Source organism: Streptomyces sp. NPDC088706, assembly GCF_044752765.1.
GTDB lineage: Bacteria > Actinomycetota > Actinomycetes > Streptomycetales > Streptomycetaceae > Streptomyces.
Window position 1 is genome coordinate 1 of the sequence record NZ_JBIVLW010000013.1, and the last position, 26,179, is coordinate 26,179.

Annotated in this window: 23 protein-coding genes and 3 pseudogenes; 14 read left to right on the plus strand and 12 right to left on the minus strand. The window is 73.5% G+C overall.

What is annotated here, in order from left to right; translation table 11 throughout:
* Positions 1-225 precede the first annotated feature (225 nt).
* Both ACIQAK_RS24665 and ACIQAK_RS24670 read right to left on the minus strand, forming a co-directional pair.
* Positions 226-759, minus strand: a complete 534-nt coding sequence (locus ACIQAK_RS24665) for a hypothetical protein (protein WP_366391129.1) — start codon at positions 757-759, stop codon at positions 226-228.
* Between the two features lie 121 nt (positions 760-880).
* Entirely contained in the window at positions 881-2,650 is a 1,770-nt protein-coding gene (locus tag ACIQAK_RS24670; protein WP_366391128.1) for a phospholipid carrier-dependent glycosyltransferase, read from the minus strand.
* Positions 2,651-2,703: 53 nt separating this feature from the next.
* Here ACIQAK_RS24670 and rsmI point away from each other — a divergent pair, with 53 nt between their 5' ends.
* Positions 2,704-3,624: a 16S rRNA (cytidine(1402)-2'-O)-methyltransferase gene (gene rsmI, locus ACIQAK_RS24675; protein ID WP_366391127.1), complete on the plus strand. Its 921-nt coding sequence runs from the start codon at positions 2,704-2,706 to the stop codon at positions 3,622-3,624.
* Positions 3,625-3,785: 161 nt separating this feature from the next.
* On the opposite strand, the gene ACIQAK_RS24680 is transcribed toward rsmI, so the two are convergent.
* From ACIQAK_RS24680 to ACIQAK_RS24700, 5 genes are read right to left on the minus strand one after another with little or no spacing between them, the layout of a single operon-like run.
* On the minus strand, positions 3,786-4,850 hold the full coding sequence (locus ACIQAK_RS24680) for a serine hydrolase domain-containing protein (protein ID WP_366391126.1): 1,065 nt from the start codon (positions 4,848-4,850) through the stop codon (positions 3,786-3,788).
* A complete protein-coding gene (locus tag ACIQAK_RS24685) occupies positions 4,847-5,773 on the minus strand; it encodes a DUF6895 family protein (RefSeq protein WP_366391125.1) in 927 nt (308 codons plus the stop codon). The genes ACIQAK_RS24680 and ACIQAK_RS24685 overlap by 4 nt, the downstream gene beginning before the upstream one ends.
* A complete protein-coding gene (locus ACIQAK_RS24690) occupies positions 5,770-6,831 on the minus strand; it encodes a DUF6895 family protein (protein WP_366391124.1) in 1,062 nt (353 codons plus the stop codon). Before ACIQAK_RS24690 ends, ACIQAK_RS24685 begins: the two co-directional genes overlap by 4 nt.
* Positions 6,828-7,592, minus strand: coding sequence for a hypothetical protein (locus ACIQAK_RS24695; protein WP_366391123.1), 765 nt, complete (start codon positions 7,590-7,592; stop codon positions 6,828-6,830). Before ACIQAK_RS24695 ends, ACIQAK_RS24690 begins: the two co-directional genes overlap by 4 nt.
* Before the next feature lie 10 nt (positions 7,593-7,602).
* On the minus strand, positions 7,603-7,779 hold the full coding sequence (locus ACIQAK_RS24700) for a hypothetical protein (protein WP_366391122.1): 177 nt from the start codon (positions 7,777-7,779) through the stop codon (positions 7,603-7,605).
* A gap of 501 nt (positions 7,780-8,280) precedes the next feature.
* On the opposite strand from ACIQAK_RS24700, the gene ACIQAK_RS24705 reads away from it, so the two are divergent.
* From ACIQAK_RS24705 to ACIQAK_RS24725, 5 genes are all read left to right on the plus strand, one after another.
* Complete coding sequence (locus ACIQAK_RS24705; protein ID WP_366391121.1) at positions 8,281-8,637, plus strand: hypothetical protein; 357 nt, start codon at positions 8,281-8,283, stop codon at positions 8,635-8,637.
* Between the two features lie 79 nt (positions 8,638-8,716).
* Positions 8,717-9,592, plus strand: a complete 876-nt coding sequence (locus tag ACIQAK_RS24710; RefSeq protein WP_366391120.1) for a TatD family hydrolase — start codon at positions 8,717-8,719, stop codon at positions 9,590-9,592.
* A 172-nt stretch (positions 9,593-9,764) separates the two neighbouring features.
* On the plus strand, positions 9,765-11,105 hold the full coding sequence (locus ACIQAK_RS24715) for a ubiquitin-like domain-containing protein (RefSeq protein WP_401849021.1): 1,341 nt from the start codon (positions 9,765-9,767) through the stop codon (positions 11,103-11,105).
* Positions 11,102-11,974 (plus strand): 16S rRNA (adenine(1518)-N(6)/adenine(1519)-N(6))-dimethyltransferase RsmA, encoded by an 873-nt coding sequence (rsmA, locus tag ACIQAK_RS24720; RefSeq protein ID WP_366391119.1) that lies wholly within the window; start codon positions 11,102-11,104, stop codon positions 11,972-11,974. Before ACIQAK_RS24715 ends, rsmA begins: the two co-directional genes overlap by 4 nt.
* Entirely contained in the window at positions 11,971-12,876 is a 906-nt protein-coding gene (locus ACIQAK_RS24725) for a 4-(cytidine 5'-diphospho)-2-C-methyl-D-erythritol kinase (RefSeq protein WP_366391118.1), read from the plus strand. Before rsmA ends, ACIQAK_RS24725 begins: the two co-directional genes overlap by 4 nt.
* A 17-nt stretch (positions 12,877-12,893) precedes the next feature.
* Here the strand turns inward: ACIQAK_RS24725 and ACIQAK_RS24730 are convergent, their stop codons facing one another.
* Positions 12,894-13,385, minus strand: a complete 492-nt coding sequence (locus ACIQAK_RS24730; RefSeq protein WP_366391117.1) for a DinB family protein — start codon at positions 13,383-13,385, stop codon at positions 12,894-12,896.
* Positions 13,386-13,422: 37 nt separating this feature from the next.
* Positions 13,423-14,175, minus strand: a complete 753-nt coding sequence (locus ACIQAK_RS24735; protein WP_366391116.1) for a methyltransferase domain-containing protein — start codon at positions 14,173-14,175, stop codon at positions 13,423-13,425.
* Positions 14,176-14,329: 154 nt separating this feature from the next.
* On the opposite strand from ACIQAK_RS24735, the pseudogene ACIQAK_RS24740 reads away from it, so the two are divergent.
* Both ACIQAK_RS24740 and ACIQAK_RS24745 read left to right on the plus strand, forming a co-directional pair.
* A pseudogene (locus ACIQAK_RS24740) lies at positions 14,330-14,488 on the plus strand (helix-turn-helix domain-containing protein); the annotation flags it as partial.
* 2 nt (positions 14,489-14,490) lie between these two features.
* Positions 14,491-15,215, plus strand: a pseudogene (locus tag ACIQAK_RS24745) (acyltransferase); the annotation flags it as partial.
* On the opposite strand, the gene ACIQAK_RS24750 reads toward ACIQAK_RS24745, so the two are convergent.
* A complete protein-coding gene (locus ACIQAK_RS24750; protein WP_366391115.1) occupies positions 15,203-15,463 on the minus strand; it encodes a Txe/YoeB family addiction module toxin in 261 nt (86 codons plus the stop codon). The pseudogene ACIQAK_RS24745 and the gene ACIQAK_RS24750 overlap by 13 nt on opposite strands.
* A 135-nt stretch (positions 15,464-15,598) precedes the next feature.
* Here ACIQAK_RS24750 and ACIQAK_RS24755 point away from each other — a divergent pair, with 135 nt between their 5' ends.
* From ACIQAK_RS24755 to ACIQAK_RS24775, 5 genes are all read left to right on the plus strand, one after another.
* Positions 15,599-17,419: an ABC-F family ATP-binding cassette domain-containing protein gene (locus ACIQAK_RS24755; protein WP_366391114.1), complete on the plus strand. Its 1,821-nt coding sequence runs from the start codon at positions 15,599-15,601 to the stop codon at positions 17,417-17,419.
* A gap of 446 nt (positions 17,420-17,865) precedes the next feature.
* The gene (locus tag ACIQAK_RS24760) at positions 17,866-19,284 is read left to right on the plus strand and encodes a PQQ-binding-like beta-propeller repeat protein (protein ID WP_366391113.1); all 1,419 of its coding nucleotides are present in this window, start codon (positions 17,866-17,868) and stop codon (positions 19,282-19,284) included.
* A gap of 234 nt (positions 19,285-19,518) precedes the next feature.
* On the plus strand, positions 19,519-21,387 hold the full coding sequence (locus ACIQAK_RS24765) for a PQQ-binding-like beta-propeller repeat protein (protein WP_366391112.1): 1,869 nt from the start codon (positions 19,519-19,521) through the stop codon (positions 21,385-21,387).
* 88 nt (positions 21,388-21,475) lie between these two features.
* Positions 21,476-23,392 carry a PQQ-binding-like beta-propeller repeat protein gene (locus ACIQAK_RS24770; RefSeq protein WP_366391111.1) on the plus strand — a complete coding sequence of 639 codons (1,917 nt, stop codon included), beginning with the start codon at positions 21,476-21,478 and terminating at the stop codon, positions 23,390-23,392.
* Positions 23,393-23,628: 236 nt separating this feature from the next.
* Positions 23,629-24,360: a LuxR C-terminal-related transcriptional regulator gene (locus ACIQAK_RS24775; protein ID WP_366391110.1), complete on the plus strand. Its 732-nt coding sequence runs from the start codon at positions 23,629-23,631 to the stop codon at positions 24,358-24,360.
* Between the two features lie 34 nt (positions 24,361-24,394).
* On the opposite strand, the gene ACIQAK_RS24780 is transcribed toward ACIQAK_RS24775, so the two are convergent.
* Positions 24,395-24,694: a hypothetical protein gene (locus ACIQAK_RS24780; RefSeq protein ID WP_366391109.1), complete on the minus strand. Its 300-nt coding sequence runs from the start codon at positions 24,692-24,694 to the stop codon at positions 24,395-24,397.
* Here ACIQAK_RS24780 and ACIQAK_RS24785 point away from each other — a divergent pair.
* Positions 24,678-25,550: pseudogene (locus tag ACIQAK_RS24785) on the plus strand (galactokinase); the annotation flags it as partial. The gene ACIQAK_RS24780 and the pseudogene ACIQAK_RS24785 overlap by 17 nt on opposite strands.
* A gap of 22 nt (positions 25,551-25,572) precedes the next feature.
* Here ACIQAK_RS24785 and ACIQAK_RS24790 read toward each other — a convergent pair.
* Entirely contained in the window at positions 25,573-26,013 is a 441-nt protein-coding gene (locus ACIQAK_RS24790) for a GNAT family N-acetyltransferase (RefSeq protein ID WP_366391853.1), read from the minus strand.
* Positions 26,014-26,179 lie beyond the last annotated feature (166 nt).

Genomic DNA, 26,179 nt, shown 5'->3' on the forward strand with positions numbered 1-26,179 from the left:
GGGGGGGCGCGCGGGGGCGGGGGGGGGTGGCCCCAACCACTCTTTACTCCGCTCGCGTTTTTTCCCGCGGGCGGGGTGGGCCCACCGGTTCCCGGGGGGGGGGGCCGCCTTTTTTCCCGGGCCCCCCCCGCCCGCATGTCGCGCGCAAGGCGATACGGGGTACCGGCAGCGGACGTCCGGAATTCCGTTCACGCACCGTGACACAAGAGGACAAGGTCTGACCGCCTAGCCGCAGGAGTCGCAGACGCCGGTTGCCGGGAGCTGGACGAAGCAGCCGCGGCACACCGGCGGCGGCGCGGCGTCCCGGGCCCGCCGCCGCTCGATGGTCGCTCGGTACCTGGGAGCGAGGGCAGGCTCCCCTCCGCCCGGCGGCAGAGCCGCGCCGAAACGTCGGTAGCAGTCGAGCCGAGCCCGTGCGGCATGGCGTTCGCGGTCCAACGCGTCCTGCACCGGCGGCTGTCCCGCGATCTCCAGAACCTCCTTGTAGCCCTCGCCCACCATGCCGTCGCCACTGTGCACGACCAGAGCCGTGAGTGGCGGGTCACCCCTTCTGTGCGCCTCGCGGACCACCCTGCCCAGGACCGGGCCGATCCAGTACTGCAAAGGGGCCCGGGTGTGGATGCCCGATCGCTCCTGGACCTCTGTTCCCAGCTCCTTGTAGGTGATGACCGCGTGGTAGCTGCACGCCACACCGATCAGTAGCGAATAGGCCTCCCGCGCCCACCGCTCGTGCTTCTGCCGAGTCTCCTCGCGCGCCACCGCCGCCCCCTCGCTTCCGTGGCCGCCCGACACGGCCGGACATGGCGTTCCGGTCCCATCCTGCCCGCCGGAACGCCGGGACGTCACGCCTCGCGGGCACTGCCGGGCAGTCGGGCGGCGGCTACACCCACGTGTCCAGCCACATCCGGTCCCGCCACAGGTCCTCCGGGAGCGAGGTCCCGGTGTACAGCGGCCAGAAGTAGATGAAGTTCCAGATGATCAGGAGCACCAGCACGCCCGCCGCGATCGCGCCCATGGTGCGGCGGCGTTCGCCTGTCGGGTCCGAGGACGTCAGGCCCAGTTCCGCGCGGGTGCCCCTGCCGGACGCCGGGCCCACGATCGCGCCCAGCAGCATCGTCACGGCCAGGCAGAGGAACGGGACGAACACCACCGCGTAGAAGAGGAAGATCGTGCGCTCCTGGTAGAAGAACCAGGGCACCCAGCCCGCCGCCACGCCGCAGGCGATCGCACCGGCCCGCCAGTCGCGGCGGAAGAGCCAGCGCCAGACCACGTACGCGAGGGCGAAGCACGCCAGCCACCACAGCAGCGGGGTGCCGATGGCCAGGACCTCGGCCGCGCACTTGCCGGTCGTCGACTCCTCGCAGCCCGTCCGCTCCTCGTAGAAGTACGAGACGGGCCGGCCCAGCACCAGCCAGCTCCAGGGGTTCGACTCATAGGTGTGGCCCGATGTCAGGCCCACGTGGAAGTCGTACACCTGGTTCTCGTAGTGCCACAGGCTCCGCAGCCAGTCCGGCAGCAGCCAGCTCCAGGACGAGCCCTGGCCTTCCGTGGCCGCCCAATCGCGGTAGTAGCCCTTGTCCGTGACGATCCAGCCGGTCCACGACAGGAGGTACGTGACGATCGCCACCGGCACCGTGGAGACGAAGGCGGGGACCAGGTCCCGGCGCAGCACCGCCCGGTACGGCCGCTCCGCACCCGCCGTGCGCCGCGCGCCGACGTCCCACACCACCGTCATCAGGCCGAACGCGGCCAGGACGTAGAGGCCGTTCCACTTCGTGGCGAACGCCAGGCCCAGCATCACGCCCGCACCCAGCCGCCACGGCCGCCCGCCCAGGCGCAGCGTCTGCGCGATCCGGGCGTCCGGGCGCAGCACCCCCTCCTCGTCCACCGGCAGCGCGGCGGCCAGCCTGCGGCGGGCCCGGTCCCGGTCCACCACCAGGCAGCCGAACGCGGCCAGCACGAAGAACATCACGATCAGGTCGAGCAGCGCGGTCCGGCTCATCACGAAGTGGAGCCCGTCCACCGCGAGCAGCAGACCCGCCAGACAGCCCAGGAACGTCGAGCGGAACAGCCGCCGGCCGATCCGGCACAGCAGGAGTACCGAGACCGTGCCCAGCACCGCGACCATGAAGCGCCAGCCGAACGGCGTGAAGCCGAACAGCTGCTCACCGAACCCGATGATCCACTTGCCGGCCGGCGGGTGCACCACATAGCCCGGATCGGTCGGGACCGGGACGGAGGAGGGGTCCTTCAGGATCAGCTTGTCGACGTCCTTGTGCCACGACCCCTCGTACCCCTGGTTGACCAGGGCCCACGCGTCCTTCGCGTAATACGTCTCGTCGAATATCACCGCGTGCGGCTGGTCCAGCTTCCAGAACCGCAGCAGCCCCGCCACCAGCGTCACCAGCAGCGGACCGCCCCAGCCGGACCACCGCACCAGCCGGTCGGCCACCTGCGGGGGGATCGCGAGCACCGAGAACATCTGCCGTCCCGGCCGGGTGTACGGCGGGTCCAGCCGGTCGCGGAGAGAGGCCTCCGGCCTGGGGACATGGCCGAAACGGCGCAGTCGCCGCTGCCAGGAGGTCGGCTGTCCGCCGAGCGGGTCCCTGGCGTCGTGGCCCTGCTGGGTCTCGGGTGCGGTACTCGTCACCGCGCCATCGTAGGGAACGCATCTGTGCGAAGGGTGCTGCCCGTGCTGCGAGGATGGCTGATGTGACTGGAACGACTGGAACGCTCGTGCTCGCAGGGACCCCCATCGGTGACGTGGCGGACGCGCCGCCACGCCTGGCCGCCGAACTGGAGCGGGCCGACGTCGTCGCCGCCGAGGACACCCGGCGGCTGCGCCGGCTCACCCAGGCGCTCGGCATCCACACCACGGGGCGTGTCGTCTCCTACTTCGAGGGCAACGAGTCCGCCCGTACGCCGGAGCTGGTGGAGGCACTGACGGGCGGTGCCCGGGTGCTCCTCGTCACCGACGCCGGGATGCCGTCCGTCTCCGACCCCGGCTACCGGCTCGTCGCCGCCGCCGTGGAGCGGGACATCCGCGTCACCGCCGTTCCTGGGCCGAGCGCGGTCCTCACCGCGCTCGCGCTCTCCGGGCTGCCCGTGGACCGCTTCTGCTTCGAGGGGTTCCTGCCGCGCAAGGCCGGCGAACGGCTCTCCAAGCTCCGCGAGGTCGGGGACGAGCGGCGCACCATGGTCTTCTTCGAAGCCCCCCACCGGCTCGACGACACCCTCGCCGCCATGGCCGAGGTCTTCGGCGCCGAGCGGCGCGCCGCCGTGTGCCGGGAGCTGACCAAGACGTACGAGGAGGTCAAGCGCGGTCCGCTCGGTGAGCTGGCCGTGTGGGCCGCCGACGGGGTGCGGGGGGAGATCACCGTGGTCGTGGCGGGCGCGACCGACTCCGGCGACGAGGGGCTGGACGCCGAGGAGCTGGTGCGGCGCGTGCGGGTGCGCGAGGAGGCGGGGGAGCGGCGCAAGGAGGCCATCGCCGCTGTCGCCGCCGCGGCCGGGCTGCCCAAGCGCGAGGTGTTCGACGCGGTGGTCGCGGCCAAGAACGCCGAGAAGGCCGCCGGGAAGGCCGCCGGGACGGGTCCGGAGCAGGCGTCCAAGCCGCAGGCGTAGGTCGCGCGGCGGCCTCAGCCGGCCGCGCGTGAACCCCGGCAGGTCACGCGTGAGCCCCGGCAGGTCACGCGTGAACCCCCGGCAGGTCACGCGTGAGCCCCGTAGGTCACGCGTGAACCCCAGTAGGGGCCGCGGTCCCCGTACTCAGGGCGTCCCCCTACCTACGGCGTCTCCGTCAGCAGCCCGTGCGCCGTCGCCACGAACGTGTCCCCCCGGTACACCCGCCGGGTCGCCGTCGCGGTCACCACCAGGCCCGTCTCCGGGCGGAAGCCGAGGAACACCTGCTGGCCCATGGTCGCGCCGGCGTGGAAGAGCGCCGGGCCGTACGGGGTCAGGTGCCGGAACCATGTCAGCGTGTGGGTGTGCGCGTGCCGCCAGCCGCGCCGCAGCACCGGGCGGGTCACCTCGGTGAGTGCGGCGCTCAACGTCGGGTCCCGGGGCTCGGCGCCCCCCACATGCGCCTCCAGGAACGTCAGCAGGTCCAGCGGCGTCGACCGCAGCGCCCCGGCGGCCGTGAAGCCCCCCGTGTCCAGTGCGGGCAGCGGGGTCCCATCGCGGCGGTGGCCGGTCGCGTCCGTGCCGTCCGGGCCGGGGCGCAGCAGCGTGGCCTCCAGGCCCAGCGGGGCCAGCACCTGCTGGTGCAGCAGCACCTCCCATGGGGTTCCGGTGGCCGCCGCGAGGGTGTGGCCGAGGACGGAGACAGCGAAGTTCGAGTAGTGCCAGCGGGTGCCGGGGCGGTGGCGCGGGCGGGCGCGGAGGAAGGCCCGGACCACCCGGTCCGCCGGGTAGTCGCCGTACGGGTCGGTCGACCAGCGCGGCACCGCCTGCGGGTAGAAGTCGGCGGGCAGGCCCGGCAGCCCCGAGGTGTGGGTGAGCAGATGGCGCAGGGTGATCCGCCGCACCACCGGGTGCACCGGGAGGCCCGGGGCCAGCAGGTCCACCGCCCGGTCCTCGTACCGCACCCGGCCCTGCGCCACCAGCCGGGCCAGCAGCAGGCCCGCGAACGGCTTCGACGCCGAGCCCAGTTCGTAGCGCAGACGCTCGCGGGCGACCGGGCCCGGTTCCGCGCTGCCGCCCGTGTGGACCGTGCGCGCCCCGCCCCGGCTCATCGCGATCACCAGGTCCGGCGCGTCGACCGCGCGGGCCGCCTCCGCGAGGAGGTGAGCGGTGGCCGAGTCGTCGGGGGCGGCCGCACGGACCGCCGCGGTGTCCGTCGCGTCCCTCATGCCGGGGCCGGGGCGCTCAGGTCCGACAGGGCGCGGGACATCGCCAGCGCCGAGGCGAACGCGGCGACCAGCGTCGGGTGGTAGACCAGGTCGAACACCGACTCCTCGTCCCCCTCCGGCATCCCGCCCACCACCGGCATCGCCCCGTCCGGCTGCTGGGCCTGCGCGAACCCCTGCCAGGCCGCCGCGTCCAGCGTCGGTTCGGGCAGGCACGCGTCGACCACCAGCAGCTCGCCCAGCAGGTCCCAGCGCTTCAGGTCGAGCCAGTCGTCCAGCCAGACCGGCAGCCACAGCGCCAGGTACTCCGCGAGGTCGGCGGGGAGCCCGGCCGGCTTCTCGCCCCAGTCGGTGAGGTGGAAGACCGTGTGCGTGACGTCGTAGCCGATATGGCCCTCGGCCGTCCACGGCTCGGGCCGCCGCGCCAGCCAGGTGTGCGCCAGCGCGGCTGTCTCCGGGACGCTCGGCTCCACCCCGAACCGTCGCTCGATCGCACTCAGCCCCAGCCGCCGCACCGGCAGCACCTCCAGCGCACCCCAGCTGGCCAGCCGGTGGTTGAGCCGGATCGCGGACTCCAGGCCGGGCTGCCGGAAACCGAGCTCCCGGAACGGTACGTAGACCTCCAGCGGCACCGGCGAGAGCGGCTCGCGCCGCTGGCCCTCCAGCAGCCGGGCCCCGGAGCCCAGCAGCTCGTGCCAGGCGTGGTCCAGCAACTTGTGGGCGAGCGCGGACTGCTGCGAGCCGGCCACCCCCTCGCGGAAGATGACCTTGCAGATCAGCGCCAGCTCGCCCAGCGGCTTGAACCGGTCCAGCATCCCCGCCTCCGGGGCCGGGTCGGCCTCCAGCCGGAACCCCTGCCGGTGCTCGTACAGCCAGCCCAGGGCCTTCGCCCCGACGTCGTGGATCTGCTGGATGCCGCTGCTCATGCGGTGCGCCTTTCCCGGCCGGGCACGGCCTCGTCCGTCCGCCGCGGCGACCCAGGCGACCGCAGCGACCTCAGGGACAGGGCCGCCGCGAAGGCCGTGACGAGCGTGGAGTGGTAGCAGTCGATGAAGGGGTACGGGTCCGACGGCGCGGGGTCCCGCGACGCGGCGTCCTGAACCGGTCCGCCGGGCTCGGCCTCCCGCACCGGCACGCCTGTCTCCGGTACGCAGCCACTGCCGTGCTGGACGTCGGCGAGCACCGGCCAGACCGCGTCCAGCAGCTCCACGGGCGCCGGGCCCGGCAGCGAGGCGGCCACCGCCAGCAGTTCGCCCGTCAGGTCCCACTGGCCGCTCTCCACACAGCCGTCGGCCCACGCGGGCAGCCAGGTCCGCAGGTACGCGTCCGTCCTCTCCGGCACCCGGTCGGGCAGCCGGCCCCAGTCGGTGAGGTGGAAGACCGTGTGGGTCAGCGCGTAGCCGGACGGGCCCTCGAACGTCCACGGCTCCGAGAGGCCGCCCAGCCAGGTCCGGGACAGGACCGCACCGGCGTCCGTGTGGCTCACCACCCCCACCCGCCGCTCGGAGTTGATCAGGCCGAGCTGCCGGTTGGCCTGCTGCTCGGTGTGGGCCCAGGAGCGGGTGCCGGTGAGCGGGCGGGCCAGGGCCTCGAACCCCTCGTGGCGCAGCCCGTACCCGGCGAAGGCGGCGTAGATCTCGTACGGATAGGCGGCGAACGGCTCGTTGCGCAGCAGTTCCAGGAGCAGTCCGCCCGCCTCCACCCGCTCCCAGGCGTACGTGACGAGGTCCCCGGCCACCTCGTGTTCCGGGGTGCCGGGGGCGGTGGCGGCGCGGACCGTGGAGCAGAGCTGGGCCAGTTCGCCGAGGGGTTTGAGCGTGGCGTTGACCTGGATGTGGGGTTCCAGGACGTCATCGGGGAGCGCGAACCCAGCCCGGTGCGCGTCGGTCCAGGCGAGGGCCCCGCGCAGGACGTGTGGCAGGACGGCGAGTGCGGCGCCGGGGGACGCGTGCTCCGGGGGGTCCTGCGTCGTGGTCGCCGTCATCGCGCCCTCGCCTCGGCCATCAGCCGGGCCGCCCGCACGTGCAGGGTGACGCGGGGGTCGTGACCGCCCATCAGCTCGACGAAGTCCAGGCCGCGTTCCAGGCCCAGGGTCGCCGGTTCGCCGCCGATCGCCGCGAGCCAGCGGCCCGCGCCGGCCGCCTGGAGCCAGTCGCGCCGCCGCACCGCACGGACGAAGCCGCGCGAGAGGTCGACCGCCCGCATCGCCGCGGCCCGCTGCACCGCCGAGGGGGCCGCCGGTACGGCGAGGGGGGCGAGCACCGAGAGCTGGTAGGTGAAGGACTGCCAGGGCGCCCTCTCCAGCCAGGCGGCGTCGGGCTCCTCGTGGTCGCCGGTCGTGCCGGTCGCACCGGTCGCCTCAGTCGGGCCGGCCGTCCCGCCCGCGCCCGTCGCGCCCGTCGCGCCCGGGGCCGGCCGCGCGATCCGCTGGAGCGTGGAGATCATGTGCCAGTGGCTCCAGGCCGTCGCGGCCGGAGCGTCCGGCTTGGGCGGGAACTCCCGTACCGCCCGGTCGAGCACGGCGACATCCCCGGGATGCGGATGACGCCCGTACAGAACACTCGGCAGCAACAGATCGGCGCCGATGACCCGCGCGGCGGCGATTCCGGTCCGGTTCTCCTCGTCGATTCCAGCCGCGCCGCACACCGTGGCGAGGTGGTCCCCGCTCCGAAGAGCGAGGGCCACCTCTGTTGCCAGGTCATGCACGGCACCCGCTAGCGGGGACGAAGCATGTGTCTGGTCCATGTTCCGACGTTCAGCCCTTCTTCGGGCGCGGGGTCGGAGGCGACAGCAGCAGGGCGCCGCCGCCGGCGATGAGCGCGAGGGAGGCGCACTCGCGGGAGTCGCGGTAGAAGCCCTCGGCCTCGCCCGGGTTGAGCGCCGCGTCGAGGTCGAGCTCGATGTCGGTAGCAGTGGTGTCCGTGGTGTACATGGGTGCTCCCCATCCTGTGGGAATCGGGTTGATGTACCGGTTGTCGTACGAACCAAGTCACGGTTTACGTACGTTCCGAGTGAAAGCGGAAAACGGGAGCGCCGCAAATTGGGCGTGGACATCCATGGTGATGAGGAATTCAATTGAATGATGAATTCACGCGGCAAGCGGGTGAAAAAGGGCCGGGAATTCGGGGAATCGAGGGGGGTCGCGCGGGGGTGGTGCGCGGGCGCATTCACGACGGGCGTGGGGCGCACTCGGGGGCGCTCGGTGATCCGGCGGTCACCGGCCGTCTGCTCTCCCGGTCATGGGCTGCCCTGTCCTGGGCCATGCGGCGGCAAAGGGCGGCAAAAGGAGGCCAAGAACGCACCAATACCGGCTCTGAGCTGGTGCGTCCACCCCTGCGCGGGTGTCCACTGGAAGGGACGGGCCACCTGTTCGAAACCCTCGGACGGGCCGGCCGTCCCCGGAGTGCCTGACCGGCGGACAAGAGGAGCGGGTATGAGCGAGATCGCAGCGACCACCGTCCACGAGGCGTATGCCTTCGCCTGCATGAAGTGCGGATACGGCTGGGAGCAGTCGTACGAGATAGAGCACCACGTGGACATCCACGGCCACGAGTTCGTCGTCTACCTGGCCGACGGTGAGCGCGTTCCGTCCCCGCTCTCCACGCCCACCTGCGCGAACTGCGGCGGTCACGTGGTGCGGATCATGCGGGCCGGGCGGGTGGCCGGTGTCCAGCAGCTGCTCCAGCGCCGGCCGGGCCCCACCCCGGCGGCGAAGCCGGCCGAGCCCGTCGGGGCCACCGCCGCGTCGGAGCGCCACTGGCGGCTGTCGGACCTGTTCCACCGCAGGTGACCCGTCCGCCGATCGCCTCCCCCGGGTGAGGGACCCGGTCCCGTACGCCGGTGAACCGGGCCCTCGTAGAGTCGTCCGCATGAGCCGTACCGAAGCCCCGCCGCTGCCCGAGCCCCTCCGGGTCCCGGTCGCCGACTCCCACACCCACCTGGACATGCAGGACGCCACCGTCGAGGAGGCCCTCGCCCGGGCCGCCGCGGTGAACGTGACGACCGTGGTCCAGGTGGGCTGCGACGTGGCCGGCTCCCGCTGGGCCGCCGAGACCGCGGCCGCCCACCCGGCCGTCCACGCCTCGGTCGCCCTGCACCCCAACGAGGCCCCGCGCATCGTCCACGGGTACGTCGAGGGCACCGACGGCACCGCGCGGCAGCGGGCCCGGGAGCCCGGCGGGAAGGCCGCGCTGGACGAGGCGCTGGCGGAGATCGACGCGCTGGCCGCCCTCGACCACGTACGCGGGGTCGGGGAGACGGGTCTGGACTTCTTCCGTACGGGCCCCGAGGGCATCGCCGCCCAGGAGGAGTCCTTCCGGGCCCACATCGAGATCGCCAAGCGGCACGGCAAGGCCCTGGTCATCCACGACCGCGACGCGCACGCGGACGTCCTGCGGGTCCTGCGCGAGACGGGCGCGCCCGAGCGGACCGTGTTCCACTGCTACTCCGGCGACGCCGACATGGCCCGGATCTGCGCACGGGCCGGGTACTTCATGTCCTTCGCCGGCAACATGACCTTCAAGAACGCCCAGCCGCTGCGCGACGCGCTCGCCGTCGCCCCCACGGAGCTGGTCCTCGTCGAGACGGACGCGCCTTTCCTGACCCCCGCCCCGTACCGCGGACGGCCCAATGCCCCGTATCTCATTCCGGTCACCCTGCGCGCGATGGCCGAGGTCAAGGGGCTGGACGAGGACACGCTGGCCGCCGCGATCCACGACAACACGGCACGGGCGTTCGACTTCTGACCCCCGGCCGGACCCGCCCGGACACTCCGGGTAGCCGTGTCGCTTTGGAGAGTCACCGGAGCTCCGCTATCGTCCCCGCGCACGACGGGGTGGCGGTGGGCGGATCTTCGGGAGCGGCGTGAGTACTTCGCAGGGCAGTCACCGGGCGGCGCGCGGCGGACGGCGTACGGCACTGGCGCCACCGCCGCCCGCCCCGGTGCCGGCGGCCTCCCCCGGCGCGTTCCACGAGCAGCTGACCGTGGCCGACGGGGTGTTCATCGCGGGCCCCGCCACCCACGCCCCGACCGTCGTCGACACCCCGCTCGCCGGGCCGCCGACCGGGGTGCCCCGGCAGGGCCCCACCCGCGCCGACGCCCGGCGGGCCGCCAGGCGCCGCCGTACGTTCGCGAGGAACCCGTTCGCGGGGCCGTTCGCGGGAAACCCCGACACCCTGCGGCGCCTCGTCCCGCAGGCCCTCGTCGTCGCCTTCCTGGCCGGCGGCACCACCGCGTTCGTCGCCCACGACAAAGCGGTCCGGCTGGACGTCGACGGCACCCCCCGCACCCTGCACACCTTCGCCGACGACGTCACCGAGCTGCTGGCGGACCAGGGCGTCCGCGTCGGCGCGCACGACCACATCTCCCCGGCCCCCGGCACCGCACTCGATCACGGCGACGAGGTCGTCGTCCGCTACGGCCGCCCCCTCGACCTCACCCTCGACGGCCACCACCGCCGGGTGTGGACGACCGCCGACACGGTGGAGGACGCCCTGCGCGCGTTCGGGGTCCGCGCCGAGGGCGCGTACCTCTCCGCGTCCCGGTCCGCCCGGATCGCCCGCACCGGCCTGACCCTCACCGTCCGCACCGAACGCACCGTGACCTTCATGGCGGACGGCCAGGAACGCACCCTGCGCACCAACACCGCCACCGTCCGCGAGGCCCTCGCCGAGGCCGGCATCACCCTGCACGGCCACGACACCACCTCCGTGGACCCCGGCAGCTTCCCGCGCGACGGCCAGACGGTCTCCGTCATGCGGATCACCGACACCCGCGAGGTGCGTGAGGAGCCGATCCCGTACGCCGTCGAACGCAGCGAGGACCCCGAGCTGTTCCGGGGCACCGAGGTGGTGGAGCGGGCGGGCCGCAACGGTGTGCGCCGGGTCACGTACGCCGTGCGGACCGTCAACGGGGTTCGGCAGAAGCCCCGCAGGACCGCCGAGGAGCTGGTCCACCAGCCGGTCAGCCGCGTCGTGCGCACCGGTACCCGGCAGCGGCCCGCCTCGGTCGCCGGGGCGGACGGGCTGAACTGGTCCGCGCTCGCCGCCTGCGAGTCCGGCGGGCGGGCGGGGGCGGTGGACCCGAGCGGGACGTACGGCGGGCTGTACCAGTTCGACACGCAGACCTGGCAGTCCCTCGGCGGGAGCGGACGGCCCCAGGACGCACCCGCCGCCGAGCAGACGTACCGGGCCAGGAAGCTCTACGTGCAGCGGGGGACGAGTCCGTGGCCGCACTGCGGCCGTAGGCTTACCGGGTGAGCAGCACAGAGCCCGACGCCCTCCTGGGCCCCGCAGACATCCGCGACCTGGCAGCGAAGCTGGGCGTACGCCCCACCAAGCAGCGCGGTCAGAACTTCGTCATCGACGCCAACACCGTCCGCCGTATCGTGCGCACGGCCGAGGTCCGCCCGGACGACGTGGTCGTCGAGGTCGGCCCCGGGCTCGGCTCGCTGACCCTGGCGCTGCTGGAGGCGGCGGACCGGGTGGTCGCGGTCGAGATCGACGACGTGCTCGCGGCGGCCCTGCCCGCCACGGTCCAGGCCCGGATGCCGGAGCGCGCCGACCGCTTCGCCCTGGTCCACTCCGACGCGATGCTGGTCACCGAACTGCCGGGCCCCGCGCCCACCGCGCTCGTCGCCAACCTCCCGTACAACGTGGCCGTGCCCGTCCTGCTCACCATGCTGGAGCGCTTCCCCAGCATCGAGCGGACCCTCGTCATGGTCCAGGCGGAGGTGGCCGACCGGCTGGCCGCCCGCCCCGGCAACAAGGTCTACGGCGTGCCCTCGGTGAAGGCCAACTGGTACGCGGAGGTCAAGCGCGCCGGGTCCATCGGCCGTACGGTCTTCTGGCCCGCCCCGAACGTCGACTCCGGGCTCGTCTCGCTCGTCCGGCGCACCGAGCCCATCGCCACCACCGCCTCCCGCGCCGAGGTCTTCGCGGTCGTGGACGCGGCCTTCGCCCAGCGCCGCAAGACGCTGCGCGCGGCCCTGTCCGGCTGGGCCGGCTCCGCGCCCGCCGCCGAGGCCGCGCTGGTCGCCGCCGGCATCTCGCCGCAGGCGCGCGGCGAGGCGCTGACGGTGGAGGAGTTCGCGGCGATCGCGGAGAACAGGCCGGAGGTGTCCCTGTGAGTACGGGTGTCACCGTCCGCGTCCCCGCCAAGGTCAACGTCCAGCTCGCCGTGGGCGCCGCCCGCCCCGACGGCTTCCACGACCTGGCCAACGTCTTCCTCGCCGTCGGCCTGTACGACGAGGTCACCGCCACCCCCGCCGACGAGCTGCGCATCACCTGCTCCGGCCCGGACGCCGCCCAGGTCCCGCTGGACGCCACCAACCTCGCCGCCCGGGCCGCCCTCGCGCTGGCCGAGCGGTACGGCGTCACCCCCGCCGTCCACCTCCACATCGCCAAGGACATCCCCGTCGCGGGCGGCATGGCGGGCGGCAGCGCCGACGGGGCCGCCGCCCTGGTCGCCTGCGACGCGCTGTGGGGGACCGGCGCGAGCCGCGACGAACTCCTGGCCATCTGCGCCGAGCTGGGCAGCGATGTGCCCTTCAGCCTGGTCGGCGGGGCCGCGCTCGGCACCGGACGCGGCGAGAAGCTGACCCCGATCGAGGTCGGCGGGGAGTTCCACTGGGTCTTCGCGGTGGCGGACGGGGGGCTGTCCACACCCGCCGTGTACGGGGAGTTCGACCGGCTCACGGCCGAGGCGGAGGTCCCCGAACCCGCCGCCTCGGCCGCGCTGCTGGCCGCCCTGCGCTCCGGCGACTCCGGCGCACTCGCGGCCGCCCTGAGCAACGACCTCCAGCCCGCCGCGCTCTCCCTGCGCCCCTCCCTCGCCGACACCCTGGCCGCGGGCACGCAGGCGGGGGCGCTGGCCGCCCTGGTCTCCGGGTCCGGGCCGACGACGGCGTTCCTGGTGGAGGACGCGTCGATGGCCCGCAAGGTGGCCGACGCGCTGCTGGCGTCGGGGACCTGCCGGAACGCACGGGTGGCGTCGGCCCCGGCGCCGGGGGCGCGCGTCGGGAGGGCGTGAGCCGGTGACAGAGCCGGTCAGCGGCCGGTCGTGCCGTCGATCAGTTGGCGGAGGATGTCCGCGTGCCCGGCGTGGCGCCCGGTCTCCTCGATCATGTGGATGAGCGCCCACCGGACGCTGGGCGCGGGCCTCCCCGGTCGCGGCCGAGGGACCGGTGCGGCCGGATCCGTGCACCCGTCGAGGACGGCGTTCGCGCGCTCGACCGCCGTACGGTAGCGGGCGACGACCTCGGCCACGCCGTCCGTCGGCGGGGCCGAGAACGTCGCCCGCCAGTCGGTGACGCGGTCCCCGAGGAACATCGCGCGCTCGACGCACGTCAGGTGGTGGAGCAGGCCGAGCAGGTTCGTACCCGAAGCCACCTGAGCCGTCCGGACCGCCGGCTCCGGGGCGCCGCCGACCTTCGCGGCGACCGAGGCCCGCAGGTAGTCGAGGAAGCCGCGCAGGGTCTCGGCCTCGCCGCCGCCGGTCCGGGGCGGCGGGGTGTCACGGCGTCGGTCATGGGTGGCCATGGCGGGTCTCCTTCGAGGCGAGCGGTCGGCACCGGCGTCAGGCGGTGCGTCGGATGAGGAGCACGTGGTCGGTGACCTCGGCGGTGCTGCCGTCCGGCCCGGTCGCCCTCCGGCGGAGCGCGTCGGCCCGTTCGACCGTCCAGGCGGCCGGGTCCAGGGCGATGGCCTCCGCGACCTCGCGCGGGCTCGGGTGGTGGACCTCCGGGTCCTGGTTCCACGACCACGGCGCGGTCGAGCCGTGGTCGACGACCAGCAGCAGACCGCCCGGACGCAGGGCGTGGGCGGCCCGGCGCAGGACGGCCGCCCGGTCCAGGGGGAAAGCGGTGTGCAGGTAGTGGGCGGTGACCAGGTCGAACGCGCCTACGCGGCCCAGCGGGCCCTTCAACTCCTGCGGGTCTTTCGGGCCCTGCGGGTCTCGCGGGTTCTTCGAGTCTCGCGGCCCTTCCGGCCCTTCCGGCCCTTCCGGCCCTTCCGGTCCTTCCGGGAAGGACGCACCCAGGTCATGCTGCTCGGCGGTGACCCGGTCGCCCAGGCCGTGCGAGCGGGCCAGGCCGGTGAGCCGCTCGACCGCCACGGCCGAGAGGTCGACGGCGGTGACGCGCCATCCCTGGCGGGCGAGCCACAGCGTGTCGCCGCCCTCGCCGCAGCCCAGGTCCAGCGCGTCGCCGGGCGGCAGGTCCGCGACGGTCTCGGTGAGCCGGACGTTCGGCCGCGGGTCGGTGGCGGCGGGCCGGGCGGCGTAGACGCCGTCCCAGGACGTGCGGGCGTCGGTCGCGTCGGTCGTGTTCATCGGGGCGGTGCTCCTTCGGTCGGGGCGGTCGGGGCGGTCGGGGCGGTCGAGGCGGTCGGGGCGGTCGGAACTCCTGTTTGCCGTGACGCGCCTTCAGTCTTGCCAGGCCCGCCACCACCCGCACGGGATCTTGCCCTTCTGGCAAGATGGCGGGATGGACCGCGACCGGGACGGTGACGGGGGCCGCGACGGCGCCGCCGGGGAGACGGACGGCGTGCTCGACGCCGTGGGCCCCCGGCTGCGTGCGCTGCGCCGCGAACGCGGGATCACCCTCGCCGAGCTGGCGGCGACGACCGGGATCTCGGAGAGCACCCACGCGCCGACGGCCGCCTCGGAGCCGGGCCCGGCCTCCTCGCCCTGCGCCGCCCCGCCCTGCTCGCCGCCGGCGGCCTGATCACCGCCGGGGCCCTGGTGGCGTTCGGGCCCTACCCGCTGTCCATGGTCGGGATGCCCGGCGAGAAGGTCAGCAACATGGCCCCGCCCACCTCGCCCTGCTCTGCCACGGCCTCTGGCTGGTCGGCGCGGTCGAACTGCTCCGCGCCCCCGCCGCCCGCCTGCTGGCCCGCCCCCGCACCTGGCGCCCGGTGGTGGCCGCCAACGGGGTGGCGATGACCGCGTTCCTCTGGCACCTCACGGCGATGCTCGGGGTGTACGGGGCGATGCTCGCCCTCGACCTCCCGCTCCCCGAACCCGCCACCGCCGCCTGGTGGGCCCAGACCCCGCTGCGGCTCGCCGCCGCGGCCGCGCTCACCGCCGCCCTGGTCGCCGCCTTCCGCACCTTCGAACGCCCGGCGGCTGCCGCCCCGGTCGTTCCGGGTACGGGCCCCGCCTGGCCGGCCGCGCTCGGCGCCGCGCTCTGCCTGCTCGGCGTGCTGGGCCTGTCCATGGTCGGACTGGCCGGCCTGCTGGATGGCCGCACGGCCCTGCTCGTCGCGGTCCCGGTCACTGCCCCGGCCGCCGTTGCGATGATCCTGTGCGGCTGGCTGCTGGTGGAGCGGGCGGGGAGGGGGGCCGACGCGCGCAGGGGTCAGCGGCCGTAGTGGTAGCGGCAGGCGGCGATGCGGACCCCGTCGTCGGCCCCCTTGCAGATGAGGCGGTGCTCGCCGGTGATGCGGCGCGTCCAGTACCCCGGGAAGCCGTGCTTCAGGGGTTCCGGTTTGCCCATCCCCTCGTTCCCGTTCCGGGCGATGTCCTGGAGCAGGGTGTTGATCCTCTTGAGGATCTTGCGATCCTGGTTCTGCCACCAGACGTGGTCGTCCCACGACGACTGGTCCCACACGAACCTCACTCCGCGAGCCCCTGTACCGTGCCGCCGCCGCTCTCCCAGCGGTCGATCGAAGCAGCAGCCGACGGGCGTGCCACCGACCCCCCTCCGCAGCGCCGTACCCTGGGAAGGTCGATCAACCCCCTGGGCAGGAGTGAAATGGCCGTCAATCTGGTCAATGTCGAGCAGGTCAGCAAGGTGTACGGCACCCGTGCCCTGCTCGACGGTGTATCCCTCGGGGTGTCCGAGGGCGACCGGATCGGTGTCGTGGGCCGCAACGGCGACGGCAAGACGACCCTCATCCGGATGCTCGCCAAGCTGGAGGACGCGGACACCGGACGCGTCACCCACAACGGCGGGCTGCGCCTCGGTGTGCTGACCCAGCACGACTCCCTGGACCCGAAGAAGACCATCCGCCAGGAGGTCATCGGCGATCTCGCCGACCACGAGTGGGCGGGCAGCGCCAAGATCAGGGACGTGCTCACCGGCCTCTTCGGAGGCCTCGCCCTCCCCGGTTTCGAGCACGGGCTCGACACCGTCATCGCCCCGCTCTCCGGCGGCGAGCGCCGCCGTATCGCCCTGGCGAAGCTCCTCATCGACGAGCAGGACCTGATCGTCCTCGACGAGCCCACCAACCACCTCGACGTCGAGGGCATCTCCTGGCTGGCCGGCCATCTGCGCACCCGGCGCTCGGCCCTCGTCTGCGTCACCCACGACCGGTGGTTCCTGGACCAGGTCTGCACCCGCATGTGGGACGTCCAGCGCGGCACCGTCCACGAGTACGAGGGCGGCTACAGCGACTACGTCTTCGCCCGCGCCGAGCGCGAGCGGATCGCCGCGACCGAGGAGTCCAAGCGGCAGAACCTGATGCGCAAGGAGCTGGCCTGGCTGCGCCGCGGCGCCCCCGCCCGCACCTCCAAGCCGCGCTACCGCATCGAGGCCGCCAACGAGCTCATCGCCGACGTGCCGCCCCCGCGCGACACCAGCGAGCTGATGAAGTTCGCCAACGCCCGCCTCGGCAAGACCGTCTTCGACCTGGAGGACGTGACCGTCCAGGCCGGGCCCAAGACCCTGCTCACCCACCTCACCTGGCAGCTCGGCCCCGGCGACCGCGTCGGCCTGGTCGGGGTCAACGGCGCGGGCAAGACCTCGCTGCTGCGCGCCCTGGCCGAGGCCGCCCGGACACAGGGCGACGAGCAGCCCGCCGCCGGGAAGGTCGTCGTCGGCAAGACCGTCAAGCTCGCCTACCTGTCCCAGGAGGTCTCCGAGCTCAACCCGAACCTGCGGGTCCTGGAGGCCGTCCAGCAGGTCCGCGACCGGGTCGACCTCGGCAAGGGCCGGGAGATGACGGCGGGCCAGCTCTGCGAGCAGTTCGGCTTCACCAAGGAGAAGCAGTGGACGCCCGTCGGCGACCTCTCCGGCGGTGAGCGCCGCCGGCTCCAGATCCTGCGGCTGCTGATGGACGAGCCGAACGTCCTCTTCCTCGACGAGCCGACCAACGACCTCGACATCGAGACCCTCACCCAGCTGGAGGACCTCCTCGACAGCTGGCCCGGATCGATGATCGTGATCTCCCACGACCGGTTCTTCATCGAGCGCACCACCGACCGCGTGATGGCCCTCCTCGGCGACCGCGCCCTGCGGATGCTGCCGCGCGGTATCGACGAGTACCTGGAGCGCAGGCAGCGGATGGAGGAGGCCGTCACCCCCTCCGCCGCCCCCGCCCCCGCACGGGGCACCTCCGCTCCGGCGGCACCGGCCGTCTCCGCCCAGGAGGCCCGCGCCGCGAAGAAGGAACTCCAGAAGGTCGAGCGGCAGCTCGACAAGCTCTCGACCCGGGAGACCGCACTGCACAAGCAGATCGCGGACAACGCCACCGACTTCGAGAAGGTCGCGAAGCTCGACGCCGAACTCCGCGAACTCGTCACCGAGCGGGACGAGCTGGAGATGCGCTGGCTGGAGCTGGCCGAGGACGCCTGAGAGCTTGTCGGCACGGGTGCCTGACGAGGGGCCAGCCCGGCGCGATGGGGCTGGTGGGGCGGGTGGTACAAAGAAACCCCGCCCGGGGCTGACATGAACCCTGCGGAACGGGATGTACGACCGTACGAGGGGGACACGTACCGATGTCGCAGCCGCCCAGCCCGCCGGGTCAGCCACCGCACCGAGAGGGCCGGGCGGACCCCGGCGTCTTCGGCGCACCGTTCGAGCCGCAGCCCGGCGTGTACGGGTCGCCGCCCGCCGCGCCCTACGGGCAGCCCGCGCCGAACTCCCCGTACGGCTACGGCTATCCCCAACCAGGTGGCCCCGCAGGAACCGGTGGCCCCGCAGGAACCGGTGGCCCCGCAGGAACCGGTGGCCCCGCAGGACCCGCAAGCCCCGGTGGCGGGCGCAGGTCCCGGGGGCGTACCGCCTCCCTCGTCGCCGCTGTGCTCGCCGGCGTCCTCGTCATCGGCGCCGGGCTCTGGTACGCCACCGGCGACGGCGGCGACGACGCCGCCAGGCCCGCCGCCGAGAAGAGCGGGAGCGCCGCTCCGAAACAGCCCGACGACGCCCCGCCGGGCCGGACCATGACCCCCGCCCCGAAGCCCGCCGAACTCAACGCCGCACGCAAGGACGGCGAGAACAAAGTCCTCTGGGTGCAGGAGAACGACGTGGACCTGCCCGGGAAGGGGGGCACGCAGTACGGCCCCTGGTTCGCCGGGGACATCGTGGCCAAGGGCCTGCACCGCACGGTGTCGGGCTACTCCGCCGCCGACGGGACCCAGCGGTGGAGCCTCACCGTCAGGACCAACGTCTGCTCGGCGCCCTCCCGGCCCACGACGGACGGGAAGATCGTCCTCGCGCTGCAGAGCGACACCTCGGACGCGGCGCAGTGCGACCGGCTCCAGATGGTCGACCTCAGGACCGGTAAGGCGGGCTGGAGCGCCCAGTTCAAGCGGAGCGGCCCCTGGGACCTGCTCTCGGAGCTCGCCATGGCCGTCAACGGTGACGTCGTGACGGTCGGCCGGACCGGCCGCACCGACGCCTACCGGATCAGCGACGGCAAGCACCTCTGGGGCAAGCTGCCGGGCAACTGCCAGCCGTACGGCTTCGCCAGCGGCGCCGTACCCCTCGCCGCCACCAGCTGCCAGACCGCCGCGGACGACCACGCCGTCCAGCACGTACGGCGCATCGACCCGGCCACCGGCAAGGAGTTGTGGGCCTACCCGGTCAAGAAGGGCTTCACGGTCGACCAGTTCTACTCGACCGACCCGCCGGTGCTCTCCCTCCGCAAGGGGACCGAGCGGTGGGCGATCGTCGTGCTCAACGACGACGGCACCTACCGCTCCCAGCTGATCGGCGACAAGGGGGAGAACTACGCGCCCCGCTGCGGCCAGGAGCTGCGCCCCGAGAACCCGACCCTCGACAGCTGCCTGGGTGTCGCCGCCGACGCGAAGTCGGTCTACCTGGCCACCGCGCCCGCCGAGGGCGGCGACCTCGACGCCGCCAACACCGTCGTGGCCTTCGACACCGCCACGGGCAAGTCCCGGTGGAAGGTCGCCGCCCCCGCCCAGCAGAAGCTGCTGCCCCTGCGGGTCGAGGGCGGCAAGGTGCTGATGTACGCGAACGCGTCGGGGGCCTACGGCTCCCGCCTGGGCGGCGGCGTCTACGCCCTCCCGCCCACCGGCGGCGCTCTGCAGCCGGTCCTGCGCCACCCCGACTCGGCGAGCACGGTCGAGAAGCCCTTCCGCGAAGCGGTGGTCAGCTACTCCGGCGGACGGGTGGTGCTCCTGCAGCCGTACATCAGCGGGGGCGACGACAAGCAGGAGAAGGCCATCGTGGCGATGCTCGCCTTCGGTGACTGACCGTCACCTCCGGGCGGTCGTAACGAGGGCATCACAACGCGGTTCTCCCTTGGGAACAGGGGGCGGACCGATCCGGTGTTCGATGGCCGACGGGTGGTACAAAGAAGCCCCGCTCGACTGTCGCAACACCGCGCAAGCCATGCCCGATCCGCTCCTTTCCGGGGAAATCGAATCCTCCCGGAATCGCGGGGGAGACCGGATCGGGCACCGGCCCGCACGAAGGGGGACGTGCTGATGAGCCAGCCGCCCAGCCAGCAACCGCCGCAGGGGGGCTTCGGGGCTCCGCAGGAGCCGCCGCCGGGAACTCCTCAGCCGCCGCAGGACCAGCCGCCGGCCCCGCCCCAGCCGCCGCAGGCTCCACCCCAGCCGCCGCAGGCACCGGCCGGTCAGCCCGGGGCCGGGCAGGCCCCCGGCCCGTACGGGCAACAGCCCTCCGGCCCGTACGGCCAGCAGCCCTCCGGTCCGTACGGGCAGCAGCCCTCCGGCCCGTACGGGCAGCAGCCTCCCGGCCCCTACGGCCAGCACCCCGGCCCCTACGGCCAGCAGGCCGCCTCCGGCCCGTACGGCCTGCCCACGCAGGCCGGTCACGGCTACCCGCAGCAGCAGTACCCCGGCGTCCCCGCCCCGGGCGGTCCCGGCGGCAGTGGCGGCCCCTTCAAGGGCAGGACCGGCATCCTCGCCGCGGCGGCCGTCGCCGTCGTCCTGCTCGTCGGCGCGGGCGCCTGGTACGTGGTGAGCGACAGCGGCGACGACCCCAAGAAGCCGGTCGCCGGCGCCGGCGAGGACCCCAAGGCGTCCGGGAAGCCCAGCGAGTCCCCGACGGTCGACGAGGGCGACGGCACCGGCGGCGGCCGGGAGTCGGAGGACGACCTCAACGCCGGCCGCAAGCCGGGGGAGGCCAAGGTCGCCTGGCTCCAGAAGAACGACGTCGACCTCCCGCGCAACGGCGCCGAGATCCAGGGCCCCTGGTTCGTCGGCGACACGATCGTCCGGGCCATGTACCGCGGGATCTCCGGCTACGCGGTCGCCGACGGCAAGAAGAAGTGGTCCGTGGCGCTCCCCGCCGATGTCTGCGCCACCCCCGACACGGCCACCCCCGACGGCAAGATCGTCATCGGCATCGAGAGCGGCACCACGGACCGGTCCACCTGCTCCGTGCTCCAGATGATCGACCTCAACACCGGCAAGGCCGGCTGGAAGGCGCCGGTCAAGAAGAACGGCACCTGGGACCTGATGTCCGACATCGGGCTCGCCATCAGCGGGGACACGGTCACCGCCGGGCGGACCAGCTACTCCAGCGCGTACCGGGTCAGCGACGGCAAGGAGCTGTTCGGCACCCCGGCGGGCAACTGCAAGACCTTCGCCTTCGCCGGCGGCCCGAAGCTGATCGCCGCCGCCAACTGCCGCAACGACGACGTCGAGAACCCGCAGCACCAGCTGCAGGAGCTGGACCCGGTCAGCGGCAAGGCCAAGTGGACCTATCGGCCGCCGCGCGGCTGGGAGATCAAGAAGGTCTACTCGGCGAGCCCGCTCGTGGTCTCGCTGGAGAACGCCAAGAAGAAGCAGGGGTCGGTCGCCGCGTTCACCGGGAACGGCAAGCTCCGTTCCCAGCTGAGCCCCGCCAAGGGCGATGAGGTCGTCGCCAACTGCGGTGGCTCGTTCGCCATCTTCGGCCAGAAACTCGAAGGGTGCACCGGTGTCGCCGCCGACGCCGACACCTTCTACATGGCCACCAAGCCCGACACCGGCTCCGCGCGGACGAACAAGGTCGTCGCCTTCGACCTGAACACCGGAAAGCCCAAGTGGACGGCGCCCGCCCCGGCCGAGCGCACCCTGCGCCCGATCGGGATGGAGGGCGGCAAGGTGCTGCTCTACCTGGAGCCGCGGTACGACAAGGCCGGCGCCATCCTCACGCTCCCGCCGACCGGCGGCGCCACCAGCGTCCTGCTCCAGCACCCGGAGGGGACCAACCGGATCGAGAACGGCCTCTTCGGTGCCCGGCCCCTGTACCAGGGCGGCCGCTCCTACGTCCTCACCCAGCGCGTCAGTGGCCGCGACGAGGAGGAGATGGAGCAGGCGACGGCCCTGGTGTTCAGCAAGTGACCGCTCACGACGGCGTCCGCAGGCGTCCGGCCCTTCCCGGCCGGACGCGCCCCCGCCCCCACCACCCATCTCCCGAGGTACGTACGCGATGACCCAGCCGCCGCAGCAGCCACCCAACGAGCCCCCGAACCAGCCGCCCAACCAGCCCCCGGCCGGCCCCCCCGCCGGTCCGCCGAACCAGCCGCCGGCCGCCCCGCCCGCCGGCGGGTTCGGCGCCCCGCAGGACCCGCCCCCCGGCGGGTTCGGCGCGCCGACCCCGCCCGCGGACCCCTTCGCCAAGCAGCCCCCGCCCGCCGGTGGTTACGGCTCCCCGACGCCCCCGCCCCCCGGTGGCTACGGCGCACCGCAGGGCGGCTACCCGACACCGCCGGCCCCGCAGCCCAACGGGTACGGCTACCCGCAGACCCCCCAGCCCGGCTACGGCTACCCGCAGGGAGCCCCGGGCCAGGCTGGCTACCCGGGCCAGCCGGGGATGCCGCAGCAGGGTTACGGCTACCCGACCCAGCCGATGTACGGGGCTCCGCAGCCCGGCGCCCCGGCCGGCGGCGGCAAGAAGTTCAGCACCCAGATGCAGATCATCGTCGCCGCGGCCGTCGCCGTGGTGCTGATCATCGGCGCGGCCGTCGTCTACAGCTCCACCCAGGGTGACGACACGGGCGGCCAGGCGTCCTCGTCCGGCTCCACCGGCGGCGGCGAGGGTAAGGGCGGCGAGGGCGGCGGACTGGCCGGCGGCAGCGAGAAGGCACCCGGCAACACCCGGTCCAAGGTCGCCTTCCAGCTCCCGCAGCCGGAGGTCGCCGAGGTCACCTCGGTCAAGGGCTCCTGGCTCACCGACAAGGCGTACGTGAAGTCCGGCGTCAACGCGGTCGTCGCCCACGACCGGGACAAGGGCACCAAGCTCTGGTCCGTGGCGGTGCCCGGCGAGGTCTGCGGCGCCTCCCGCCACATGAGCAAGGACTTCAAGACGGCGATCCTCTTCAAGGAGGGCAAGCCGACCAAGGCGAGGAAGTACCCCGCGTGCAACCAGGTCGGCGTCGTCGACCTGGCCGCGGGCAAGCTGCTGTGGAGCAAGTCCGTCACCGCCGCCACCGGCGGCGACCGGCCCGTCCAGTTCGACGAGGTCACGCTCAGCGGGACCACCGTCGCCGCCGGCGGCACCTCGGGCGGCGCGGCCTTCAAGCTGGACGACGGCGCCGAGCTCTGGAAGCCGAAGGTCGACGCCGACCGCTGCTACGACATGGGGTACGCCGGTGGCGAGGCCCTCGCCGTGGTGCGCAAGTGCGGCTCGTACGACAGCCCGCAGCTCACCGTCCAGGCGCTGAACCCGGCCACCGGTGCACCGCTCTCCTCGTTCCGGATGCCCGCGGGCGTCGAGTACGCCTCCATCGTCTCCACCAAGCCGCTGGTCGTCGCGGCCAACGTCGGCGAGACCGCCGGTGACGGCAGCGGCATCTCCGACTTCTTCTCGGTCGACGCGGCGACCGGCAAGCTGATCGTGCGGATCTCCGCCGACGCGGAGAAGTACGCGGCGCGCTGCGGCTCCACCGACGTGGAGAACTGCCGGGCGGCGGTCGTCGGCAACAACCGGCTCTACCTGCCGACCGAGGACCACGACGGGACGAGCGAGTACGGCGACACCAACGAGGTCGTCGCCTTCGACCTGACCACCGGCAAGCTGCTCGGCGGCCGGGCCGACGCGGGCGACCGCTACAGCCTGGTCCCGCTCCGGATGGACGGCACCAGCGTCATCGCGTACAAGCGGCCCCCGTACGACAAGGGGGGCCAGATCGTCTCCATCGACGGGGAGACCTTCGAGCAGACGCTGCTGATGGAGAACCCGAGCGACGAGGCGGTGCGGGACGCGGAGACCGTGTTCTCCATCGACCACTCCGAACTCCTCTACGGCGAGGGCCGTTTCTACCTCTCCAAGCAGCTGATCAGCGAGCGCCGCGACAGCCAGGCCGACGAGAAGCTCTACCTGGTGGTGGGTTTCCGCACCGAGTGACACCGACGCTCTCCCGGGCGCCGGATGCTGCCGATCAGCCCTGCCAGTCGATCACCGACCGGCAGGGCTGATCGTTTTCTGCCACTCACGTGGTCTAGAACGGCGCGGAGATCGGCATTTCGGGGGGCTCCTCCCCCGTAAGGGGCACACGGCGTCGAACAAGCGTGTACCTTGCCGGGGCAGGAGTCCGGGGGGACGGAATTCAGGGCTTACCAGGTCACTTGGGGGCTTGATCGATGAGCGTGCGGCTCATGGTGGTCGATGATCACCGCCTGCTCGCCGAGGCGCTCGCCTCGGCGCTGAAGCTGCGCGGGCACCGGGTGCTCGCGGCGGCCGCCCCGACGTCCGGGTCGGCGGAGCTGGTGGTCAGCAGGGCCCCGGAGGTCTGCCTCTTCGGTACGGCGTCGCCCGCCGCGCCGGGGGTCTTCGACCCGATCGTGCGCATCGGCCAGCAGCGGCCGCAGGTGGCGGTGGTGGTGCTGGGTCCGGTGCCCAGCCCGCGCGGGATCGCCGCCGCCTTCGCGGCCGGGGCAGCGGGGTACGTCCGCCACGACGAGCGCATCGAGGGCGTGGAGCGGGCGATGCTGAAGGCGCGGGCGGGGGAGAGCGCGGTCGCCCCGCAACTGCTGCGCGGCGCCTTCGCCGAGCTGCTCAACCCGGCGGCCCAGCCCGACGACGAGGGCCGCCGCCTGCTCCAGATACTGACCCCGCGCGAGGCGGAGGTCCTGGTCCGGGTCGCCGAGGGCGAGGACACCCGGCTGATCGCGGCCGGGATGCGGATCGCGCCGAGCACCGCCCGTACCCATGTCCAGCGGGTCCTGATGAAGCTGGGCGTCGGCTCCCGGCTGGAGGCGGCCGCCCTCGCGGCCCGTACGGGACTGCTGGACCGGGCGGCGGACCACGGCGGCGGCAACGGCGGCAACGGCGGTACGGAGCGGGGGCCCTGCGCCCCCCGGCGGATCGGGTGACGCAGGGCCCCTGGTGTGCACGGCCGACGGCGTCTCAGCCCGCGTCGGACCCCGGCTCCGCCCCCGGCTCCGCCTCCGGCGCGGCCGGTGCCTGCGCCGGGCGGAGCTTCATCCAGACCAGGAAGGACAGGCCGAGCGCCAGCATGGCGAGGCCGGTCCACAGGTTGATGTGGACGCCCTCCGCCTTCTTCAGGTCGGCGTCGGACGGGCTGATCCCGGCGATGGTGACGATCACTCCGTAGACCACGAACAGGCCGGCGATGATCCGCCGGATGTCGAAGAGACGGGCCGCGGTCGCGGACTTGCGCTCCAGCTCGGACGAGGGCTTCGTCATGCCGGTCGCCCTCCCGCACACCGCCCGCTCCGCCGTCTCGACGCGCACCGACGGCATCCTGCGCCTGTACTCCTCCGCCGCCCTGGAGACCGTCACCGCGCTCGCCCTGAACGACCTCTTCCAGCTCGGCCTGAGCGGACCCGAGCTCGCCGTCGTCGGCCGCCGCGCCGAGAACGACTTCGTCGGCGTGCCCTGCGGGATCATGGACCAGATGGCGTCGGCCTGCTGCACCGAGGGCCACGCCCTGCACCTGGACACCCGCGACCTCACCCTGCGCCAGGTCCCCTTCGACCTGGCCGCCCAGGGCCTCACGCTCCTGGTCGTCGACACCCGGGTCAAGCACGCGCTCGGCGACGGGGCGTACGCGGAGCGCCGGGCCGGCTGCGAGGAGGGCGCCCGGCTGCTGGGGATACCCACCCTGCGCGACCTCCCGTACGACGGTCTCGACGCGGCCCTGGCCACCCTCGCGGACGCCGGGGCGGACGAGTCCGTCATCCGTTACGTACGCCATGTCGTCGGCGACAACCGCCGGGTCGAGCAGGTCATCGCCCTGCTCGACGCGGGCGAGGTGCGGGCGGCGGGCCCGGTCCTGGACGAGGGCCACCGCTCGCTCCGGGACGATCTGCGGGTCTCCTGCGCCGAGTTGGACCTCGCGGTCGCGGCAGCGGGGGAGGCCGGGGCGCTCGGGGCGCGGATGACCGGCGGCGGCTTCGGCGGCTCGGCGATCGTGCTGGTGGAGGCGGCGGCGGCCGACACGGTGGCCGAGGCCGTCACCAAGGCGTTCGCCGGGGCGGGACACGCGGCACCGGGGATCTTCGCCGCGGTCTCCTCGGCGGGAGCGCGGCGGCTGCGGTGAACCGACGTACGGACAGGGGCCCTCAGAGCCGCTTGACCAGGATGAACTCGGTGACGCCGGACGGGTAGTCCTCGACCCGGCCGATCTCCTCGTACCCCTGCTTCCGGTAGAAGTCCGGAGCCTGGAAGTCCCAGGTCTCCAGCCGGGAGCGGGTACAGGCCCGCTCCGTGCGCGCCACCCGCTCGGCCTCGGCGAGCAGCTGGGAGCCGAGGCCGGCGGAGCGGTGGCGGGCATCGACCCAGAGCAGGTCGACATGGAGCCAGTACGCCCAGGTCCGCCCGGTCAGCCCGCCGGCGAGAGCGCCGTGCTCGTCCGACGCCCAGACCTCCAGCGGCGCTTCGTGCTCGGCCGAGGTGGAGAGCAGCGCACGCAGGCCGGCCGATGCCGCGACGTTGTCCTCGTGCAGACGCCCGCTCAGCAGAATGCGACGTTCTTTGTCTACTTCTGTCTCAAGACGGAACATGAACCCCACCCTAAACACCCCGGCAACCACCCCGGGCCATCAGTTCCGTGAATTGCCTTCCCCCTCCGGCCCCCGCCCGTACGCTGATCCCAGCACCGGTGGGGGCCGGTGCCGAATCAGGGGGCGAGAGAGTCGGGTACGGCGCCCGGAGCGGGGCGGCAGGCGG

Excerpts from the sequence above, each read along its gene's own strand:
- ACIQAK_RS24775 (WP_366391110.1), top strand. The coding sequence starts at position 23,629 with ATGAGCGTGCGGCTCATGGTGGTCGATGATCACCGCCTGCTCGCCGAG.
- ACIQAK_RS24735 (WP_366391116.1), bottom strand. The coding sequence starts at position 14,175 with ATGAACACGACCGACGCGACCGACGCCCGCACGTCCTGGGACGGCGTC.
- ACIQAK_RS24685 (WP_366391125.1), bottom strand. The coding sequence starts at position 5,773 with ATGAGCAGCGGCATCCAGCAGATCCACGACGTCGGGGCGAAGGCCCTG.
- ACIQAK_RS24790 (WP_366391853.1), bottom strand. The coding sequence starts at position 26,013 with ATGTTCCGTCTTGAGACAGAAGTAGACAAAGAACGTCGCATTCTGCTG.
- ACIQAK_RS24730 (WP_366391117.1), bottom strand. The coding sequence starts at position 13,385 with ATGGCCACCCATGACCGACGCCGTGACACCCCGCCGCCCCGGACCGGC.
- ACIQAK_RS24680 (WP_366391126.1), bottom strand. The coding sequence starts at position 4,850 with ATGAGGGACGCGACGGACACCGCGGCGGTCCGTGCGGCCGCCCCCGAC.
- ACIQAK_RS24690 (WP_366391124.1), bottom strand. The coding sequence starts at position 6,831 with ATGACGGCGACCACGACGCAGGACCCCCCGGAGCACGCGTCCCCCGGC.
- ACIQAK_RS24695 (WP_366391123.1), bottom strand. The coding sequence starts at position 7,592 with ATGGACCAGACACATGCTTCGTCCCCGCTAGCGGGTGCCGTGCATGAC.
- ACIQAK_RS24765 (WP_366391112.1), top strand. The coding sequence starts at position 19,519 with ATGAGCCAGCCGCCCAGCCAGCAACCGCCGCAGGGGGGCTTCGGGGCT.
- ACIQAK_RS24770 (WP_366391111.1), top strand. The coding sequence starts at position 21,476 with ATGACCCAGCCGCCGCAGCAGCCACCCAACGAGCCCCCGAACCAGCCG.
- ACIQAK_RS24700 (WP_366391122.1), bottom strand. The coding sequence starts at position 7,779 with ATGTACACCACGGACACCACTGCTACCGACATCGAGCTCGACCTCGAC.
- ACIQAK_RS24705 (WP_366391121.1), top strand. The coding sequence starts at position 8,281 with ATGAGCGAGATCGCAGCGACCACCGTCCACGAGGCGTATGCCTTCGCC.
- rsmI (WP_366391127.1), top strand. The coding sequence starts at position 2,704 with ATGGCTGATGTGACTGGAACGACTGGAACGCTCGTGCTCGCAGGGACC.
- ACIQAK_RS24710 (WP_366391120.1), top strand. The coding sequence starts at position 8,717 with ATGAGCCGTACCGAAGCCCCGCCGCTGCCCGAGCCCCTCCGGGTCCCG.
- ACIQAK_RS24780 (WP_366391109.1), bottom strand. The coding sequence starts at position 24,694 with ATGACGAAGCCCTCGTCCGAGCTGGAGCGCAAGTCCGCGACCGCGGCC.
- ACIQAK_RS24755 (WP_366391114.1), top strand. The coding sequence starts at position 15,599 with ATGGCCGTCAATCTGGTCAATGTCGAGCAGGTCAGCAAGGTGTACGGC.